At 63.6% G+C, this 14,934-nt stretch carries 15 protein-coding genes; 3 read left to right on the top strand and 12 right to left on the bottom strand.

Features of this window, described 5'->3' with window-relative positions; genetic code table 11:
* Positions 1-10 precede the first annotated feature (10 nt).
* Both AC6LJY_RS09540 and rsgA read left to right on the top strand, forming a co-directional pair.
* Positions 11-1,261 carry a M48 family metalloprotease gene (locus AC6LJY_RS09540; protein WP_314361030.1) on the top strand — a complete coding sequence of 417 codons (1,251 nt, stop codon included), beginning with the start codon at positions 11-13 and terminating at the stop codon, positions 1,259-1,261.
* A 38-nt stretch (positions 1,262-1,299) separates the two neighbouring features.
* Positions 1,300-2,214: a ribosome small subunit-dependent GTPase A gene (gene rsgA / locus AC6LJY_RS09535; RefSeq protein ID WP_104143357.1), complete on the top strand. Its 915-nt coding sequence runs from the start codon at positions 1,300-1,302 to the stop codon at positions 2,212-2,214.
* 124 nt (positions 2,215-2,338) lie between these two features.
* Here the strand turns inward: rsgA and AC6LJY_RS09530 are convergent, their stop codons facing one another.
* Both AC6LJY_RS09530 and rplS read right to left on the bottom strand, forming a co-directional pair.
* Positions 2,339-3,070 (bottom strand): CoA pyrophosphatase, encoded by a 732-nt coding sequence (locus tag AC6LJY_RS09530; RefSeq protein ID WP_046802751.1) that lies wholly within the window; start codon positions 3,068-3,070, stop codon positions 2,339-2,341.
* 123 nt (positions 3,071-3,193) lie between these two features.
* On the bottom strand, positions 3,194-3,574 hold the full coding sequence (rplS, locus tag AC6LJY_RS09525; RefSeq protein WP_006218237.1) for a 50S ribosomal protein L19: 381 nt from the start codon (positions 3,572-3,574) through the stop codon (positions 3,194-3,196).
* Between the two features lie 218 nt (positions 3,575-3,792).
* Here rplS and AC6LJY_RS09520 point away from each other — a divergent pair, with 218 nt between their 5' ends.
* Positions 3,793-4,665, top strand: coding sequence for an EamA family transporter (locus AC6LJY_RS09520; protein ID WP_314361012.1), 873 nt, complete (start codon positions 3,793-3,795; stop codon positions 4,663-4,665).
* 104 nt (positions 4,666-4,769) lie between these two features.
* Here the strand turns inward: AC6LJY_RS09520 and AC6LJY_RS09515 are convergent, their stop codons facing one another.
* The 10 genes from AC6LJY_RS09515 to AC6LJY_RS09470 form a co-directional block, all read right to left on the bottom strand.
* Positions 4,770-5,267: a hypothetical protein gene (locus AC6LJY_RS09515; protein ID WP_498135815.1), complete on the bottom strand. Its 498-nt coding sequence runs from the start codon at positions 5,265-5,267 to the stop codon at positions 4,770-4,772.
* A 62-nt stretch (positions 5,268-5,329) separates the two neighbouring features.
* Positions 5,330-6,883, bottom strand: coding sequence for a PA0069 family radical SAM protein (locus tag AC6LJY_RS09510; protein WP_498135814.1), 1,554 nt, complete (start codon positions 6,881-6,883; stop codon positions 5,330-5,332).
* A 212-nt stretch (positions 6,884-7,095) separates the two neighbouring features.
* The gene (locus AC6LJY_RS09505; protein ID WP_485804026.1) at positions 7,096-8,394 is read right to left on the bottom strand and encodes a sulfate adenylyltransferase subunit 1; all 1,299 of its coding nucleotides are present in this window, start codon (positions 8,392-8,394) and stop codon (positions 7,096-7,098) included.
* A 40-nt stretch (positions 8,395-8,434) separates the two neighbouring features.
* Complete coding sequence (gene cysD, locus AC6LJY_RS09500) at positions 8,435-9,343, bottom strand: sulfate adenylyltransferase subunit CysD (protein ID WP_120154436.1); 909 nt, start codon at positions 9,341-9,343, stop codon at positions 8,435-8,437.
* A 41-nt stretch (positions 9,344-9,384) separates the two neighbouring features.
* Positions 9,385-10,131: a phosphoadenylyl-sulfate reductase gene (locus AC6LJY_RS09495; RefSeq protein ID WP_498135813.1), complete on the bottom strand. Its 747-nt coding sequence runs from the start codon at positions 10,129-10,131 to the stop codon at positions 9,385-9,387.
* A 2-nt stretch (positions 10,132-10,133) separates the two neighbouring features.
* On the bottom strand, positions 10,134-11,198 hold the full coding sequence (locus tag AC6LJY_RS09490; protein ID WP_046802744.1) for a sulfate/molybdate ABC transporter ATP-binding protein: 1,065 nt from the start codon (positions 11,196-11,198) through the stop codon (positions 10,134-10,136).
* Between the two features lie 27 nt (positions 11,199-11,225).
* Entirely contained in the window at positions 11,226-12,128 is a 903-nt protein-coding gene (gene cysW / locus AC6LJY_RS09485; protein WP_046802743.1) for a sulfate ABC transporter permease subunit CysW, read from the bottom strand.
* Positions 12,125-13,015: a sulfate ABC transporter permease subunit CysT gene (cysT, locus tag AC6LJY_RS09480; protein ID WP_332610468.1), complete on the bottom strand. Its 891-nt coding sequence runs from the start codon at positions 13,013-13,015 to the stop codon at positions 12,125-12,127. Before cysT ends, cysW begins: the two co-directional genes overlap by 4 nt.
* Before the next feature lie 24 nt (positions 13,016-13,039).
* The gene (locus AC6LJY_RS09475) at positions 13,040-14,068 is read right to left on the bottom strand and encodes a sulfate ABC transporter substrate-binding protein (protein ID WP_104143150.1); all 1,029 of its coding nucleotides are present in this window, start codon (positions 14,066-14,068) and stop codon (positions 13,040-13,042) included.
* Positions 14,069-14,281: 213 nt separating this feature from the next.
* Positions 14,282-14,923, bottom strand: a complete 642-nt coding sequence (locus AC6LJY_RS09470) for a peroxiredoxin (protein WP_046802740.1) — start codon at positions 14,921-14,923, stop codon at positions 14,282-14,284.
* Positions 14,924-14,934 lie beyond the last annotated feature (11 nt).

Raw genomic sequence — 14,934 nt, 5'->3', positions numbered from 1 at the left:
CGCTTCGCCCATGTTCACACTGCTGTTCGTTGCTTTCCTGCTGGCCGATATTGCCGTGCGCCTGTGGCTGGCCGGTCGCCAGATCCGCCACGTGGCGCGTAACCGCGATCGCGTGCCGGATGAATTTTCGCCTCGCATCGGCCTGACCAGCCATCAGCGCGCGGCCGATTACACCATCGCCCGCGTCAAACTAGGCATGCTTGAACGCACCTACGACGCCATTTTGCTGGTCTGCCTGACGTTGATGGGCGGCTTGCAATTCATCGACCTGATGGTTGGGCAGCTTACCAGCAATGATTTTTTGCGCCAGATGCTTTTGCTGGTCGTAGTGGCGCTGGTGCTTGGCGTGCTGGGCCTGCCTTTCACGCTGTGGCGGCAGTTCAAGCTTGAGGCGCGTTTTGGCTTCAACCGGATGACGCCCGAGCTATTCATTGCCGACACGGCCAAGGGCCTGCTGGTTGCCGCCGTGCTGGGCCTACCGCTGGCCGCGGCCGTGCTGTGGTTGATGGGCAGCGCGGGCGCCTACTGGTGGGTCTGGGCGTGGGCGCTGTGGACGGTGTTCAACCTGGCGCTGCTGATCGTCTACCCCATGTTCATTGCCCCGCTTTTCAATAAATTCACGCCGCTGTCCGACCCGGACCTGGCCGGCCGCATTCAACGGCTGGCGCAGCGCTGCGGCTTCGCGCTGAACGGCCTGTTCGTGATGGACGGCTCGCGCCGGTCCGCGCACGGCAATGCCTATTTCACCGGCTTTGGAAGGTCGCGCCGCATCGTGTTTTTCGACACCCTGCTGGCGCGCCTGAACGGCGATGAAATTGAAGCGGTGTTGGCCCACGAACTGGGTCATTTCGCCAAGCGTCATATCATCAAGCGCGTTGTGTTCAGCTTTGGCGCCGCGCTGGCCTTTTTTGCCATCCTGGGCTGGGTATCGCAACAACCCTGGTTCTACATGGACCTGGGTGTGGTGCCCCAACTGGGCGGACGCAACGACGCGATGGCGTTGCTGCTGTTCTTCCTGGTCATTCCCGTTTTTACTTTCATGTTCACGCCGTTGGCCAGCTGGTACTCGCGTCGCGACGAATTCGAAGCGGACCGCTATGCGGCCGAGCAGAGTTCGCCGCAACATCTGGTGTCCGCGCTGGTCAAACTCTACGACGACAACGCCGCTACGCTGACTCCCGACCCTGTGCATTCCGCCTTCTACGATAGCCATCCCCCCGCCGCCGAGCGCATCCGCCACCTGATGGCGCCCACCGCATGAGCGCCCCGCGCAATGCCAGAAACGGCGTGGCAGCGCCCATGACCGACGCCGTGGACGGCCAGCTGGACGGCCGCATCATCGCCGCGCACGGACGCCACTACACCGTTGAGCTTGCCGACGGATCGCTGCGCAAGTGCTTCCCCCGCGGCAAAAAGGCCGGCGCCGCCGTCGGCGACCGCGTGCGCATTGCCCCCCAAGGCAAGGACGAAGGCGCGATCGACGCGATCCTGCCGCGCACCAACCTGCTGTACCGGTCCGACGAGATGCGGTCCAAGCAGTTCGCCTCCAACGTCGACCAGTTGTTGATCGTGATCGCGGTGCAGCCGACCTTCTCCGACGACCTGACCGGGCGAGCCCTGGCCGGCGCCTGGAGCGCAGGCATCTCGCCGCTGATCGTCTTGAACAAGACCGACCTGACGGAAGAATTGCCCGCCGCCCGCGCCCGCCTGGCGCCGATTGCGGCGTTGGGCGTGCCCGTGGTCGAGCTCAGCGCGCTGGAACCTGAAAAGGTGCACACGCTGCTGGCGCCTCGTCTGGCCGGCCGCACCAACCTGCTGCTGGGTCAAAGCGGCATGGGCAAGTCCACGCTGCTTAACGCGTTGATCCCGGATGCGCGCGCGGCCACGCGCGAACATTCCACCGCGTTGGACATGGGCAAGCACACCACGACCAGCACGCGGCTTTATCACCTGCCCGATCCCGGCGGTGACCTGATCGATTCGCCCGGGTTCCAGGCGTTCGGCTTGCAACACCTGACGCGCGACGACATCATCCGCGGCTTCCCTGAATTTGCGCAGCCTATCGAGGAATGCCGCTTCTACAATTGCACGCACCGCCGTGAACCGGGCTGCGGCGTAGTGGCCGCCTTGCAGGCAGGCAAGATCAACCCGCTGCGCTACGCGCTATACGAGCGCATTCTTGAAGAGAATCTGGCGGGTCAGCAGCGCTATTGATTTTGGGCTGCTCGCGAACGCCGCGATGGCCATAAAGGCCACGGCAACAAAAACGGCCCGCAAGGGCCGTTTTCTATTGCACGGACAAAGAGCGCCATTGTCTGGCCCGCTTTCGGCCATACCGTCAGCGCGGCTGCAATCCGTGGCGCAGCAGGTGATAGAGGTTGCGCAACATGCCCGCCGTTGCCCCCCAGATGAAATGCTTGCCGTAGGGCATCCCGTAGTAATTGCGTACGCGCCCGTCATCCAGCCTGGCCTCGTACAGCCGATGATTGGCCGGGTCCATCAGGAACGACAACGGCACTTCAAACACTTCAGCTACCTCGAACGCGTCGGGCGCCAGTTCAAAACCGGGCCGTACCAACGACACCACCGGAATGATCGAAAAACCCGTCGCCGTCAGGTAGGGCGGCATGCTGCCCAACACTTCCACATGGTCTTCCGGCAGTCCGGTTTCTTCCTGCGCTTCGCGCAAGGCAGCGGCCACGGGCGTAGGGTCGCTGGTTTCGATGCGGCCACCTGGAAAGCTGATCTGCCCCGCGTGGTCATGCAGATGCGCGGCGCGCTGGGTCAGCATGATGTGTACGCCGTCGTCGCGCGTGACCAGCGGAATCAACACGGCCGCGGGCACCGGTGTGCCCTCGCGGCCGGGGTATCGCAGATCGTTGTCGCGCGAAAGCTCCAGCGTCCAGGTGGATGGCTGGTTCAGCGTGCCCCGCAGGCGATCCGGGGTCAACAGGCTGGCAGGTACGGCCGGCAGAGAATCATTGGCCACTACCCACGGTTGCGTTGCCGGATCGAAGCCCGGGCGCACAAGCGGCCGTCGAGGCCGCGCAGAATACGAGGAATCAGACATACGGCTTTGCTAAAAGAAAAAGGCACCCTCGCAGGTGCCTTTTTAACCCGGAAACCCGTGCCGGACGGAAACGCTGAATGGCGCGAACGTCCGACACTGGTAGGGCCGTGTGCCGATAAGCGATCAAGCCGCCGAGGCTTGCTTGCTGACCAGCTTTTCCTTGATACGTGCCGACTTGCCCGAGCGGTTGCGCAGGTAGTACAGCTTGGCGCGGCGCACGTCGCCGCGGCGCTTGACTTCGATGCCGGCGATTTGCGGCGAGTACAGCTGGAACGTACGTTCCACGGCTTCACCCGACGAAATCTTGCGCACGGTGAACGCGGAGTTCAGGCCGCGATTGCGCTTGGCGATAACAACGCCTTCGAAAGCCTGCACGCGCTTGCGGGTGCCTTCAACGACGTTCACGCTCACGATGACGGTGTCACCAGGAGCAAATTCAGGCTTGGCTTGGCCGCCGGTCAGACGGGCAATTTCTTCCTGTTCCAGGATAGCGATAAGGTTCATGAGAACTCCTAGATCATCATGTCTTTGCGGGCTAAAACTTTTGCCGTTCGTTTTTTACCGATGTTGTTACTGGTGCCGCAAGCAGAGGATGAGATTTGGCAAACCAATGATTCTACACCAAAAGTTGGCTAGGCCGTCGAGTAGAATGGCGCCCTTCCGGCAGCTTGCTGTACCCTAGCGGCTTCTGTAACAAACACGTCATTCGGCGCTGTTCCCTCATGTCGTATACGTCCCTGATATTGGTCGTCCTGGCGGCGATGGCCCACGCTACGTGGAACCTGCTTGCCAAGCGCGCGGCCATGGTGGGCGCGCCTTTTGTGTTTGCCTACGGGCTGTGCGCCTCGTTGCTGTACGCCCCCTGGGTCATCTGGGTGCTGATCCACGACGGCATGACATGGACGTGGCCCGTCGTCGGCGCCATCCTGACATCCAGCCTGTTGCATCTGGGCTACAGCCTTTGCCTGCAACGCGGCTATCAGGTTGCCGACCTGTCCGTGGTGTATCCCATTGCGCGAGGCACCGGCCCGCTGCTTTCCACGACGGGGGCATTCCTGCTGCTGGGCGAACCCGCCACCGGCACCGGCATTGTCGGCATGCTGTGCGTGGTGATCGGCGTGCTGATGATCGCCACCCAAGGGCGTCTGACCATCTTCAAGCAGGCCCAAGCGTGGATCGGCGTGCGCTGGGGCGTCGTGATCGGCCTGTTCATCGCCGCCTACACCGTGGTGGACGCCTATGGCGTGAAGGTTCTGTTGATCAGCCCCGTGCTGTTCGATTGGTTCACATGCGTAACGCGCACCGCAATGATGACGCCCCACATGATGGGCCGGCGCGCACAAGCCTGGCAGTCCATGCGCGGGCACTGGCACCTGGCGCTGGCCGTGGGCCTGCTGTCTCCGTTGGGGTACATCCTGGTGCTATATGCGCTGCGCAACGGCGCGCCATTAAGCCTGGTGGCGCCTGCCCGCGAAATGTCGATGATGCTGGGCACCCTGGCCGGCATGTTCCTGCTGCGCGAAAAGGTCGGGCCGGGCCGGTTGGCCGGTTGCATATCCATTCTGGTGGGCGTGGTGCTGCTGGGCTCCAGCTAAGCCTGCCACGCTGAGCTCGCCGACGTGAAGCTTGGCGCTCGCCTAGCCTGCCGTGGCCGTTCAATGTATCAGTCGTGATTGTTTGAAAATCGAGCCCGGGCGATTCAGAAGCCAGCGGCGGCTCCAAGCCACATCAGGCCGGGGATGATTGCCCCCCACGCCAACACCATCACCACATCCAGCACCATGGCCTTCATGGTGACTTGCGCCGTTACGGGTTCAACGGTGGCGTTGCCCAGACTGCGCTCGCGTACCGCCGACACCGGCAAAGCGGGGGCCATGGCAGGTGACACGGCGGGCGCCATCGTGGGGGTGACGGCAGGCACCGGCAACGGTGTCACGACCGATGGGATCCCGCGCGTTGCCGCGCGCTCGACCAAGCCGCCCTCTTGGGCCGGCGTGGGCGGGAACGGCCAGCGCGCGGGAGACGTGCCCGAGCGGCTGCGCTGGCGCGGTTCGTCACCGGCGGACGCGGTATTCCACGGCATGGCCAGGCCCGCCAGCTTGGCGCAAGCGGCGCGGGCTCGATACGCGCCACGGCGCAGCGGGTTCAACGAGACGATGAGCTCATCTGACAAAACGGAAAAATCAGCGGTGTTCATGAGAACTCCTTGAAGAAACGATTCCACGCCGCCGCAGCGGCCGACACGGCGAGCGGCCGTGATCAATCGAACAGCGACAACTGGCCGGCGGCCAGCGCCTGCAACTGGCGCGCCCCACGGCCATAGCCGCCGGAAACTGCCGGCAGGCCGTCAGAAAGGGGGACCCCTGAAGACGCTTGCGCGCCAACCGGGGATAGGAAAGCGGTAGAGGAAGGGGTAGCGGGCACAGTCACCGCAGAGCCGGCCGACGACGCCACTGCTGCGGACACAACCGAAGACGCCGCGCCCTGCCCTGCAAGCGGGCCCGCCGAAAACAGAGACGGCGTGGCGCCCGCCGCCAGCGGCGGCTGGAAGCGATCGCAGTCCAGCGCGAGCCTGTGGCGGTTCAGCCCGAGCTTGCGGGTCGCGACGGCGAAGCGCTGGCGCAGCAAGTCTGCCCAGATGCCGGTGCCACGCATGCGCGAGCCAAAATTAGGGTCATTGCGGCGACCGTTGCGCAGGTCTTCTATGCGGTGCAGCACGCGCTGGGCGCGGTCGGGGTAATGGGCGTTAAGCCAATCCTCGAACAGGGTTTTGACCTCCCAGGGCAGGCGCAAGACGGTGTAGCTGGCGTAATGCACGCCGGCCGCCTTGGATTCCTGGAGGATGTGTTCCATGGATTCATCATTGATGAACGGGATGACGGGCGCCACCAGCACGCCGACCGGCACGCCGGCATCCGTAAGGCTGCGCACGGCTTCCAGCCGCCGCCACGGCGCTGCGGCACGCGGCTCCAGCGTGCGCGCCATGCCGGCGTCCAGCGTGGTGATGCTGATATAGACCACCACCAGATTCTGCTCAGCCAGCGCTGCAAGCAGATCGAGATCCCGGGCGACCAGCGCGTTTTTCGTGACGATGGTGACGGGATGCCGGGTTTCCAGCATCAGTTCCAGCATGCCGCGCGTCAGCCGCCAATCGCGTTCGATGGGCTGGTAAGCGTCAGTGGCGGAACCGATATTGATGGGCGACGGCTTGTAGCCAGGGCGCCCGAGTTCAGCGCGCAGCGCATCCACGGCGTTTGCCTTGGCCACCAGGCGGGTTTCGAAGTCCAGCCCGGGCGACATGCCCAAATACGAATGCGTGGGCCGCGCATAGCAGTACACGCAGCCGTGCTCGCATCCGCGATACGGGTTTACCGCAACGTCGAAGGGGATATCGGGCGAGTCATTGCGCGACAGCATCTTGCGCGCTTCTTCGGCCGTGACGGTTGTCTTGGGTGCGGGCGGAGCCAGCCGCGTATCAGGAATGATGGGGATGACCGTGGCGCCAGGGCGCGCGCCAGCCACCGGCGCGTGCGCGGACCCGGATCCGGACCCGGACCCGGACCCGGCTTCAGGCGAATCCCCAGAAGCGGAATCCGTGAATGTATCGGAAAAGGAGTCGGAGAAAGAGTCGGGGACGGATTCTACGAAATCCGCCGGCAGGCCTGAACCGGACCAACCGTCGTCGACCTGCACACGGTCATCGCGCTGAAAGCGATGCCGAACATTAGTAACCGCACCCCGACCGCGCAAGGCGGCGGGGGCGGCAGCCGGGGACCCAGAACCGGCGGGAAAAGAATGATCGGTGCGTGCCATAAAAACTACTGTACAAAAACACAGTGGTTTTGACAAGCACCAAAAGCCTTTCCGTAAGACAGCCCCACTTTACCGCAAGACGCGAGGCGCGTCTGAACAAATCGATTTCATCAGGCGATATCGCCCGCAAACCCGCACCAGCATTAGGTTTGGAAGAAATACAACATCAAAAATCGGGCCGAAAGTCCGTTGTTTTCCGGCCCGATTCCAACCTAGCGCAACATACCCGCCGCAGCCGTCTGATGCGTGGCTTCATCGATCAGAATGAAGGCGCCGGTCGTTGGCACATCAGCGTATCGATCCACCGCCAGCGCCTCGCGCGTGGTGAACGTCACGCGACCGATGTCGTTCATCCGCAAGGTGCCTTCGGTGTTCTCGACTTCCTGCAATTCGTGGATGTCGCGATGCGAGAGCACCGCGCGAATCTTTGCCGACGTAAGCCGCGTGCCCGACTTCAACAGATACTTGCGCGCCGGGTTCAATGCTTGCGCATCCAGCCAGCACAGCTCGGCTTCGAACTCGCGCGTGACTTGCGCCGGCGCCGCCGTGTGCACGATGACATCACCGCGCGACACGTCGACATCGCGATCCAACACCACCGTGACCGAGTCGCCCGCCACCGCCTCGTCCAGCACGCGGTCAAAGACGCGGACTTCGCGCACCACCGCACTGACGCCCGACGGTTGCACGGTGATGGCGTCGCCCGCGCGCAGCACGCCGCTGGCCAACCGGCCGGCATAACCGCGAAAGTCTTCTTTCTGATCTCCCCCGTGCCGCGCCACCCACTGCACGGGAAAGCGCAGCGGCAAGGCACGGCCGTCACTGGCAAGGTCCAACGATTCCAGCAGCGCCAGCAAAGGCTGGCCCTCGTACCAGGGCGTCTTGGGTGACAGCGTCACGACGTTGTCGCCGTTCAGTGCCGACAGCGGCAGCGCATCGAAATGTGCGATGCCAAGCTTGGCGGCGAGTTCGGCATACGCATCGCGAATGCGCTCGAACACGGCGCGATCCCAATCGACCAGGTCCATCTTGTTCACGGCCACCACGATGTGGCGGATACCCAGCAGCCGCGCAATGGTGCTGTGCCGCTTGGTCTGCGGCAGCAGCTTGCCGTCGGCCGCGCGCGTGGCGTCGATGAGGATCACGGCCACGTCCGCCGTGGACGCGCCCGTGACCATATTGCGCGTGTATTGCTCGTGGCCGGGCGCATCGGCAATGATGAATTTGCGCGCGGGTGTAGAAAAGTACCGGTAGGCCACGTCAATCGTGATGCCCTGCTCGCGCTCGGCTTCGAGCCCGTCGGTCAAGAGGGAAAAGTCGATGCCGTCGCCCGCCACGCGCTTGTGCTTGGCGCGCGAGATCGCATCCAGCTGGTCGGCGAATACGCCCTTGCTGTCGTACAGCAGGCGGCCGATCAGCGTGGATTTGCCATCGTCGACGGAGCCCGCCGTGATCAAGCGCAGCACGCCCGTGCCGGCGCCGGAAAGGAAAGAATCGTTCAGTGCGTTCATGGTGCGTCCCCTGCCGCCGGCCGCAGCCGGCGTTTTGCATTCAGAAATAGCCTTCCTTCTTGCGGCGCTCCATCGAGGCCTCGGAAGTCTGGTCGTCCATGCGCGTGGCGCCGCGCTCGGTGATGTCGGTCACCGCCGTCTCGGCGATGATGGCGTAGGTGTCGGCGGCGTCGGAAGCCACCGGGCAGGTGCACGAAATATCGCCCACCGTGCGAAAGCGCACCGGCATCCGCTCGACCTGCTCGCCGTCTTGCGGCGGCGTCAGGCGGGTCACCGGCACCAGCAGGCCCTTGCGCCGGACCACCTCGCGCTGGTGGCTGAAGTAGATCGACGGCAACGCCAGCTGCTCGCGCTGGATGTATTGCCAGACGTCCAGTTCCGTCCAGTTCGAAATCGGGAAGACGCGCATGTTCTCGCCGCGATGCACGCGCGTGTTGAACAGGTTCCACAGTTCAGGGCGCTGTGCCTTGGGGTCCCATTGGCCGAATTCATCGCGGAACGAAAAGATGCGTTCCTTGGCGCGGGCCTTTTCCTCGTCGCGGCGCGCTCCGCCGATGCAGGCGTCAAAGCCGAATTCCTCGATGGCTTCCAGCAGCGTCACCGCCTGCGCCGCATTGCGCGAGTCGGTTTCGCGCCGCAGCACCACGCTGCCACGCTTGATGGAGTCCTCGACACTGCGCACGATCAGGGTCTCGCCCAGTTCGGCTGCGCGCTGATCGCGAAAGGCGATGACTTCATCAAAGTTGTGGCCCGTGTCGATGTGCATTAGCGGGAAGGGAAAGCGGCCCGGGCGAAACGCCTTTTCCGCCAGGCGCAGCAGCACCACGGAGTCCTTGCCGCCCGAGAACAGCAGCACGGGCTTTTCGCTTTCGGCGGCCACCTCGCGCATGATGAATATCGCTTCCGATTCCAGCCAATCCAGGTGGCTGCGTTGGATCACAGCAGACATAGGTTATTCCCCTAAGACAGAATTTGAATTCATGGACGGCGTCATTCGCCGCGCGTCACGACACTGATGACGCGGTTGCCCGCGTGCAGACCGCATTCCTTGGAATCCGACGATTCCCACCACCATCTTCCGGCGCGCACGTCCTCGCCCGGCCGGATGGCGCGCGTACAGGGCTCGCAGCCGATGGACGGGTAGCCCTGGTCGTGCAGGGGGTTGTAGGGCACATCCAGCGCACGGATCACTGCCCACACGTCGTCCTCGCTCCATTCGGCCAGCGGGTTGAACTTGGTCAGGCCGAACACGGGGTCTTGCTCTTGCAAGGGCAGTTCGCCGCGCGTGGTGGATTGCTGGCGCCGCTGCCCGGTGACCCAGGCGCTGCGCCCGGCCAGCGCGCGTCGCAGCGGCTCGACCTTGCGAATCTGGCAACAGGCTTTGCGCAGGTCCACGCTTTCATAGAATGCATAGGCGCCATGCTGGGCAACGTGCTGCTCCACCGCCGCCGCCACGGGCCGGTACACCGTGACATCGCGCCCATAGCGCGCGCGAACGGCGTCCAGCACACCCAGCGTTTCCGCATGCAAGCGGCCCGTATCCAGCGTGAACACTTCCAGGTCCAGGCCCGAGTCGTAGATGGCATGCGTCAACAACATGTCTTCAGCGGCCAGCGACGACGCCAGCGCGGCGTCCGGGTGACGCTGCTGAATATCGGCCAGACGCCGCACCAGCGCCTGCCAACGCTGCGCCAGCGCGGCGTCCTGGATGGAAGGAAAATCAACAGAGGTTGTCATGGTCATGGTTGCACCGCGAAGATCCGGGCGCGCCGGGGACGCGCCAACAACGTATCGCCATCGCGCAGGTCCAGTTCCCGATACAGGTGCTCGGGCACTTCCGCTTCGATGATGGCGTCGGAATCCTGGCGCGCCAGTTCCAGATAGGCGCTGGGGCCGGCCAGATAGGCGTGCGACAGGCGCACCGCAATGCCCTGCCCGCCCGCGCGATAACGCTCGATCTCGAACTCGTGCGGACGAACGTAAGCGGTGGCGCGCTGCGCATGGGCTTGCGCCAGGTCAGGCGCCGGCAGCGACAAGCCGGCGCCTTCCCAGACACCGCCCGTCGCCACGCCTTGCAGCTGGTTCACATCGCCAAGAAAGCCGTACACAAACGGCGTCGCGGGCTGCTCCCAGACTTCACGCGGCGTGCCCACCTGCTCGATACGGCCGGCGTTCATCAGCACCACGCGGTCCGCGACCTCAAGCGCCTCTTCCTGGTCGTGCGTCACAAACACGCTGGCCACGTTCAGCTCGTCATGCAGCCGGCGCAACCAACGACGCAGTTCCTTGCGTACCTTGGCGTCCAGCGCGCCGAACGGCTCGTCAAGCAGCAACACGCGCGGCTCGACGGCCAGCGCGCGTGCCAGGGCGATACGCTGACGCTGGCCGCCGGACAGCTGCGCCGGATAACGATCCGCCAGCCAATCCAGCTGCACCAGCGTCAGCAGGTCATGCACCTTGCGCTGGATCTGGTCTTCGGACGGGCGCTGCGACCGGTGCTTCACGCGCAGGCCGAACGCCACGTTCTCGAACACCGTCATGTGCTTGAACAGCGCGTAATGCTGGAATACGAATCCCACCTGGCGCTGGCGCACGTCCACGTCCGTGGCGTCTTCGCCGCCGAACAGGACGCTGCCCGAATCCGGCAATTCCAGCCCGGCGATGATGCGCAACAGCGACGTCTTGCCGCAGCCGGACGGCCCCAGCAACGCCACCAGTTCGCCGGTTTCGATATGCAGCGACACGTCATTCAGCGCCTGGAACTGGCCGAAGCGCTTGGATAGATTACGTACTTCGATACTCATGCCTGTCTCCGTCTGGGCCGTCGCGCGTTACGCGATGGCCGGCTTGATCGTTGCGGCCGCTGCACCGGGATACTCGACCGGCAGGTCGGCGGCGCGCAGCATGCGCGCGTTGCGCCACTCGACCAGGTTTTTCGCCACCAGCGTCACCAGCGCCAGCAGAGCCAGCAACGAGGCCACGGCGAACGCGGCCGAGTACTGGTATTCGTTGTAGAGAATTTCCACGTGCAGGGTCATGGTGTTGGTCAGCCCGCGCACCTGGCCGGACACCACCGACACCGCGCCAAATTCACCCATTGCCCGCGCGTTGCACAAGATGGCGCCGTACAGCAGGCCCCACTTGATATTGGGCAGCGTCACGCGCCAGAAGATCTGCCAGCCGCTGGCGCCCAGCGTCAGCGCCGCCTGTTCTTCTTCGCTGCCTTGCGCCTGCATCAACGGGATCAGCTCACGCGCCACAAACGGAAAGGTCACGAACAGCGTGGCCAGGATGATGCCGGGCACGGCGTAGACGATCTTCCAGTCGTGGTCCTGCAACCAGCCGCCCAGCCATCCTTGCGTGCCGAACAACAGAATGAAAACCAGGCCGGCCACCACGGGCGATACCGAGAACGGCAGGTCGATCAACGTGATCAGGAACTGCTTGCCGCGAAACTGGAACTTGGTGATGGCCCATGCCGCCGCCACGCCAAACACCAGGTTCACCGGCAACGCGATGGCAGCGACCAGCAAGGTCAGCCGGATGGCGGACAGCGCATCGGGTTCCACGATGGCATCCAGATACAGCTGCCAGCCTTTCTTGAAGGCCTCGGCGAACACTGCCGCCAGCGGCACCAGCAGGAACAGGGTCAGGAATGCCAGCGCAACAAACAGCAAGATGCCGCGCACCCAGCGCGGTTCGGTCAAATGGGCGGGACGATCCGCTGCGCTCATGCCAGCCTCCCAAGGTTGCGGCGGGCTTGCCAGCCTTGCAGCAGATTGATGACCAACAGCATGACGAAGGACAGCACCAGCATCACGGTCGCGATGGCGGCGGCGCCGGCGTAGTCGAATTGTTCCAACTTGGAAATGATCAGCAGCGGCGTGATCTCGGACACCATCGGCATGTTGCCGGCAATGAAAACCACCGACCCGTACTCGCCGACCGCCCGCGCGAACGCCAGCGCAAAGCCCGTCATCAACGCCGGCACCACGGTGGGCAGCAGCACGCGGCGGATGGTCTGCCAGCGGCTGGCACCCAGGCTGGCCGCCGCCTCTTCGATTTCGCGTTCTACGTCTTCCAGCACCGGCTGCACCGTGCGCACCACGAAGGGCACGCCGATGAAGATCAGCGCAATCACGATGCCCAGCGGCGTGAACGCCACCTTCCATCCAAACCATTCGGACAGCGGCCCGCCCAGCCAGCCTTTTTGCGAATACAGCGCGGTCAGCGCAATGCCCGCCACCGCTGTGGGCAATGCGAAGGGCAGGTCCACCAGAGCGTCCAGGATCTTCTTGCCGGGAAAGCGATAGCGCACCAGCACCCAGGCCACCACGGACCCGAACACCAGGTTGACCAGCGCAGCGATCAGCGAGGCGCCAAAGGTCAGTTGATACGACGCCATCACGCGTGGCGCCGTCACGGTGTCCCAAAACCCTTGCCACCCGAGTTCGGCGCTTTTGATGGGCAGCGCAGCCAGGGGAATCAGCACAAGCACGCTTAGGTACAGCACGGCGTAGCCCATGGAAATACCGAATCCGGGCAGCACGCCCGGGCTGTTGCGCCGAACGGCAAAAGGCGCTTGCGCGCCGATTGCCGTCGGGGGGGAGGCAGTTGTCATAGCCGTCGTCCGAAGGTCGTGTCGTTATTTCTTTTGCGGCAGGTAGATCTGGTCGAAGGTGCCGCCATCACTGAAGTGATCTTTCTGCGCCTTGCGCCAGCCGCCAAAGATCTTGTCGTCGATGGTGACGAGCTTGACCTTGGGGAACTTGCTTTCGTACTTGGCGGCCACCGTCTTGTCGATGGGCCGGTAATAGTTCTTGGCGATGATTTCCTGCGCGGCGGGCGTGTACAGGAATTCCAGATACGCCTGGGCGGCGGCGCGCGTTCCCTTCTTGTCCACGATCTTGTCCACGACGGCCACCGGTGGTTCGGCCAGGATGGACAGGGACGGCACCACGATGTCGAACTTGTCGGGACCCAGTTCTTCAAGCGCCAGGAAGGCTTCGTTTTCCCAGGCCAGCAGCACGTCGCCCACGCCGCGTTCCACGAACGTGGTCGTGGCGCCGCGTGCACCGGTGTCCAGCACCGGCACGTGCTTGAGCAGGTCGCCGACATAGGCGCGAGCCTTCTCTTCGCTGCCGCCGTTCTTTTCCAACGCGTAGGCCCAGGCAGCCAGATAGTTCCAGCGCGCGCCGCCGGAAGTCTTCGGGTTGGGCGTGATGACCTGCACGCCGTCCTTGATCAGGTCGTCCCAGTCCTTGATGCCCTTGGGGTTGCCCTTGCGCACCAGGAACACAATGGTGGACGTATAGGGCGAACTGTTCTGCGGCAGGCGAGACTGCCAGTTTTCGGGAATGAGCCCCCGGTCGGCAATGGCGTCGATGTCATACGCCAGCGCCAGCGTCACCACATCGGCTTCCAGCCCATCGATGACCGAGCGCGCCTGGCGACCCGATCCGCCGTGCGACTGGCGTATGGTCAGATCGACGCCGGCCTTGTCCTTGTACTGCTTGATGAAGGCATCGTCGATGGCGCGATACAGCTCGCGCGTGGGGTCATAAGACACGTTCAACAGCGTTTGCTTTTGCTGCGCTTGCGCCGGCGCCACGGCCGTCAGAGATACCGCCACCGCTGCCAGCGCGGCCAACCAACCCGCTTTTCCGAAAGACATCCCTTGCTCCCTGTATTTTCAATATGGAAGCAAGTGTGCTGGCTGCGCATTCTGAACGGAACGAATCATTATTTGATTGCTCATCGCTCGCAGGCATATAGGACCGCCGTCCCAGCCATGAAAAAACCGCCGCGTTCTCCTATGGAGAAGGCGGCGGTTCGGGCGGCTCAACGCCGCGTTTTTTACCGGGAGGCTACCCCCCGGAATTCGAATTTACTTATTCGGTTGGGGCGTGATGCGCAGGTAAGGACGCACGGCCTTGTAGCCTTTGGGGAACTTCTCTTTGATGACGGCCTCGTCCTGCAGGGACGGAACAATGATCACGTCGTCGCCATCTTCCCAGTTGACCGGCGTGGCCACGCTGTGGCTGTCGGTCAATTGCAGCGAGTCAATGACGCGCAGGATTTCATTGAAGTTGCGGCCCGTGCTGGCCGGATACGTGATGATCAGCCGCACCTTCTTGTTCGGGTCGATGATGAACACCGAACGCACCGTCAAGGTGGCGTTGGCGTTCGGGTGGATCATGTCGTAAAGCTCGGAGACCTTGCGATCCTTGTCGGCCAGGATCGGAAAGTTGACCTTGGTGGACTGCGTGTCGTTGATGTCTTCGATCCACTTCGAATGCGAATCGGCGCCGTCCACCGACAGGGCCAGCACCTTCACATTGCGCTTGGCGAATTCGTCAGCGAGCTTGGCCGTGTAACCCAGCTCGGTCGTGCACACCGGCGTGAAGTCGGCCGGATGCGAAAAAAGCACCCCCCAGCTATTGCCCAGGTATTCGTGGAAGCGAATGGGACCGGCCGAGGAATCCTGTTCGAAATCGGGGGCGGTATCGCCCAGACGTAGATGACTCATGGTGTCTCCTA

The sequence above is a fragment of the Achromobacter sp. RT286_PF genome (assembly GCF_059760425.1).
This window is presented reverse-complemented; position numbering and strand designations above follow the sequence as displayed.

Excerpts from the sequence above, each read along its gene's own strand:
- AC6LJY_RS09520 (WP_314361012.1), top strand. The coding sequence starts at position 3,793 with ATGTCGTATACGTCCCTGATATTGGTCGTCCTGGCGGCGATGGCCCAC.
- AC6LJY_RS09540 (WP_314361030.1), top strand. The coding sequence starts at position 11 with ATGTTCACACTGCTGTTCGTTGCTTTCCTGCTGGCCGATATTGCCGTG.
- AC6LJY_RS09495 (WP_498135813.1), bottom strand. The coding sequence starts at position 10,131 with ATGACAACCTCTGTTGATTTTCCTTCCATCCAGGACGCCGCGCTGGCG.
- AC6LJY_RS09470 (WP_046802740.1), bottom strand. The coding sequence starts at position 14,923 with ATGAGTCATCTACGTCTGGGCGATACCGCCCCCGATTTCGAACAGGAT.
- AC6LJY_RS09510 (WP_498135814.1), bottom strand. The coding sequence starts at position 6,883 with ATGGCACGCACCGATCATTCTTTTCCCGCCGGTTCTGGGTCCCCGGCT.
- rplS (WP_006218237.1), bottom strand. The coding sequence starts at position 3,574 with ATGAACCTTATCGCTATCCTGGAACAGGAAGAAATTGCCCGTCTGACC.
- rsgA (WP_104143357.1), top strand. The coding sequence starts at position 1,300 with ATGACCGACGCCGTGGACGGCCAGCTGGACGGCCGCATCATCGCCGCG.
- AC6LJY_RS09505 (WP_485804026.1), bottom strand. The coding sequence starts at position 8,394 with ATGAACGCACTGAACGATTCTTTCCTTTCCGGCGCCGGCACGGGCGTG.
- AC6LJY_RS09530 (WP_046802751.1), bottom strand. The coding sequence starts at position 3,070 with ATGTCTGATTCCTCGTATTCTGCGCGGCCTCGACGGCCGCTTGTGCGC.
- AC6LJY_RS09515 (WP_498135815.1), bottom strand. The coding sequence starts at position 5,267 with ATGAACACCGCTGATTTTTCCGTTTTGTCAGATGAGCTCATCGTCTCG.
- AC6LJY_RS09475 (WP_104143150.1), bottom strand. The coding sequence starts at position 14,068 with ATGTCTTTCGGAAAAGCGGGTTGGTTGGCCGCGCTGGCAGCGGTGGCG.
- AC6LJY_RS09490 (WP_046802744.1), bottom strand. The coding sequence starts at position 11,198 with ATGAGTATCGAAGTACGTAATCTATCCAAGCGCTTCGGCCAGTTCCAG.
- cysD (WP_120154436.1), bottom strand. The coding sequence starts at position 9,343 with ATGTCTGCTGTGATCCAACGCAGCCACCTGGATTGGCTGGAATCGGAA.
- cysT (WP_332610468.1), bottom strand. The coding sequence starts at position 13,015 with ATGACAACTGCCTCCCCCCCGACGGCAATCGGCGCGCAAGCGCCTTTT.
- cysW (WP_046802743.1), bottom strand. The coding sequence starts at position 12,128 with ATGAGCGCAGCGGATCGTCCCGCCCATTTGACCGAACCGCGCTGGGTG.